At 38.1% G+C, this 2502-nt stretch carries 2 protein-coding genes; both read left to right on the plus strand.

Going from position 1 to position 2502, the window contains the following annotated elements; all coding sequences use genetic code 11:
- The first annotated feature begins 23 nt into the window (after positions 1-23).
- Entirely contained in the window at positions 24-1568 is a 1545-nt protein-coding gene (istA, locus tag PHO71_RS26125) for an IS21 family transposase (RefSeq protein ID WP_300209112.1), read from the plus strand.
- Positions 1569-1598: 30 nt separating this feature from the next.
- Positions 1599-2360: an IS21-like element helper ATPase IstB gene (gene istB, locus PHO71_RS26130; protein WP_300209113.1), complete on the plus strand. Its 762-nt coding sequence runs from the start codon at positions 1599-1601 to the stop codon at positions 2358-2360.
- The last annotated feature ends 142 nt before the right edge of the window (positions 2361-2502 follow it).

Here is a 2502-nt window from a genome sequence, read left to right on the forward strand (position 1 = left end):
GAATAAAAATTCGTTATAAAAGAATGATAAACATGTATACAAAACAAGAAATAATACTGCAGAGTTATCGTGATGGAAAGAGTCAACGTCAGATATCACGTGATCTTCAGGTCAATCGTAAGACAGTAAAGCGTTATGTTGATGAATACAAGAATCTTCAACAAGTAAATAACCAATCACCTTCTAATATTGTGTTATCAAGGAGCTTGACTTCAGCACCAAGTTACGCATCGAGAGTTGGGGCCAAGCGTAAGTTGACACAAGAAGTTTCACAGGCCATAGATATTCATTTATCAGCCAATGAATTAAAAGTGGCTTCAGGCTTGCGCAAACAGGTTTTAAAAAACATTGATATTTTAGAATCATTGCAGTTACAAGGCTTTGAGGTCGGTTACACAACCGTTTGCAACTACACTCGAGCCAAACTCAAGAGGCAATCAAGTAAAGAAGCGTATATCCGCCAGGTATACCAGCCGGGTGATGTCTGCGAGTTTGACTGGGGTGAGGTCAAGCTGGAGATAAATGGCGTGTTGAATCGGTTTTATTTAGCCGTATTTACCTTTGCATACAGCAATTACCGATATTCACTTCTGTTTCAACGTCAAGATACCTTGGCATTTATGGAATCACACACTTTGTTTTTTAGCCATATAGGTGGAGTGTACCAACAAATGACTTACGACAATATGCGTGTTGCAGTTTCTCGATTTGTAGGTTTACACGAAAAAGAACCCACTCGGGCATTGCTTGAAATGCGTGGTCATTACCTGTTTACTCACCGTTTCTGCAACATCTATAGCGGTAATGAGAAAGGCCATGTAGAACGAAGTGTTGAATATGTAAGACGCAAGGCGTTTGCACCAAAGTATTCATTTCTCACACTCGACCAAGCACAAGAACACTTACACCAAACAGTTGATCGGCTGAATCAAACCAAGCAACAACTAACAGGTCTGACGGCCAATGAATTGTTCAAACAAGAACAACCACATTTATACAAAACAGGTTCTGCACTGGCTTTTAGTGAGTCAATTCCCTGTAAAGCAGATAAATATGCCACTATTTGTTTTGGTACTAATCATTATTCTGTATCAGATCATTTGGTTGAATCGGTTGTGGATGTAAAAGTGTATAGTAAAAAGCTGGAGATTTTCTACAGAAATGCCCTTATAGCTACTCATGAGCGTAATTTTGGTCGCCAACAGTGGTTGATCTCAATTGAACATTATTTATCCACATTTAAGCGCAAGCCGGGTGCATTGAACTCGAGCGTAGCCCTTGTGAGTAGTCCATATCTAAAAGAGTTGTACGATGATTTTTTCAGTTCCAATCCTCGTGATTTTATTGATTTACTTCAATTCTGTGTCCGCTTTAATGTGGCACAAGTAAAGTTGGAAGAAACCGTAAAACTTCTCCTAAGCCTTTGTACACATACAATTACTACAGAAAAGATAACTGCAATTTTAGGAAACAAGACCCCTGAAAACAGTTGTATAGTGTTGGACAAAAGCGAAACGGCAACTCAGTCAAAGAACTTGCTCAAAGAACTGACAGCAATAATGAATTAATACATATCAACAAAAAAAACAATACAAAAAATGAAAATACAAAACGAATTAAAAGATCAGATAATACATTATAGCAAAGAGTTACGTTTGCCCGTGTTTAGAAATGAGTATGAGGATATCGCCCAAGAATCAGCTAAAGAACATGCTCAATATGAAGAGTTTTTACTTAAACTAATGGAGCGAGAATATGAGGAACGATTGGAAAACCGAAAAAAAGAGCTAATACGTCAAGCTGGATTCCCATCCAGAATGCATTTGCACGATTTGAAACGAGATCTTCTTCCCCCCGATGCTGCATCCAAACTTCCCGTATTGGAACGCTTGGACTTTATTAAATCAGGACAAAACATAGTACTTGCCGGAAATCCGGGAACAGGCAAAACTCATATTGCTGTGGGATTAGGACTTAAGGCTTGTTTGCAGGGTTATAAAGTATTGTTTACAACGGTACACCGATTACTTACCCAATTGCGTGAATCGCACTCCTCACGAACCCTACGACAATCGGAACTGAGGTTCGAGAAATATGATCTGGTTATTTGCGATGAATTTGGCTATATATCCTTCGATAAGGAAGGTTCAGAATTGCTGTTTAACCACCTCTCGTTACGAACAGGAAACAAATCAACCATTATCACCACCAATTTAAACTTCGATCGTTGGAGTGAAATATTTGGTGATCCCGTTTTGACGGCAGCATTGGTCGACAGAATGACACATAAAGCATATTTAGTGAATATGAATGGAGACTCGTATAGAGTAAGAGAAACAAAGGAGATAAATCAAAAATGAAACAACAAAATGCGAAAATCCGCCAACCCTGAGAAGTTTTTTTAGGGGTACCCCTAAAAAAACTTCTCAGGGTTGAATTAATTAAATAAATTGGTATACTTTTGAATTGAAATACTGGTATACTTTTCAATTAATATATACA

Origin of the sequence: Bacteroides sp., assembly GCF_028690125.1 — a bacterium.
Classification (GTDB): Bacteria; Bacteroidota; Bacteroidia; order Bacteroidales; family Bacteroidaceae; genus Bacteroides.

Bases quoted from the DNA above. Each gene is read 5' to 3' on its own strand.
- istA (WP_300209112.1), top strand. From the start codon at position 24: ATGATAAACATGTATACAAAACAAGAAATAATACTGCAGAGTTATCGT.
- istB (WP_300209113.1), top strand. From the start codon at position 1,599: ATGAAAATACAAAACGAATTAAAAGATCAGATAATACATTATAGCAAA.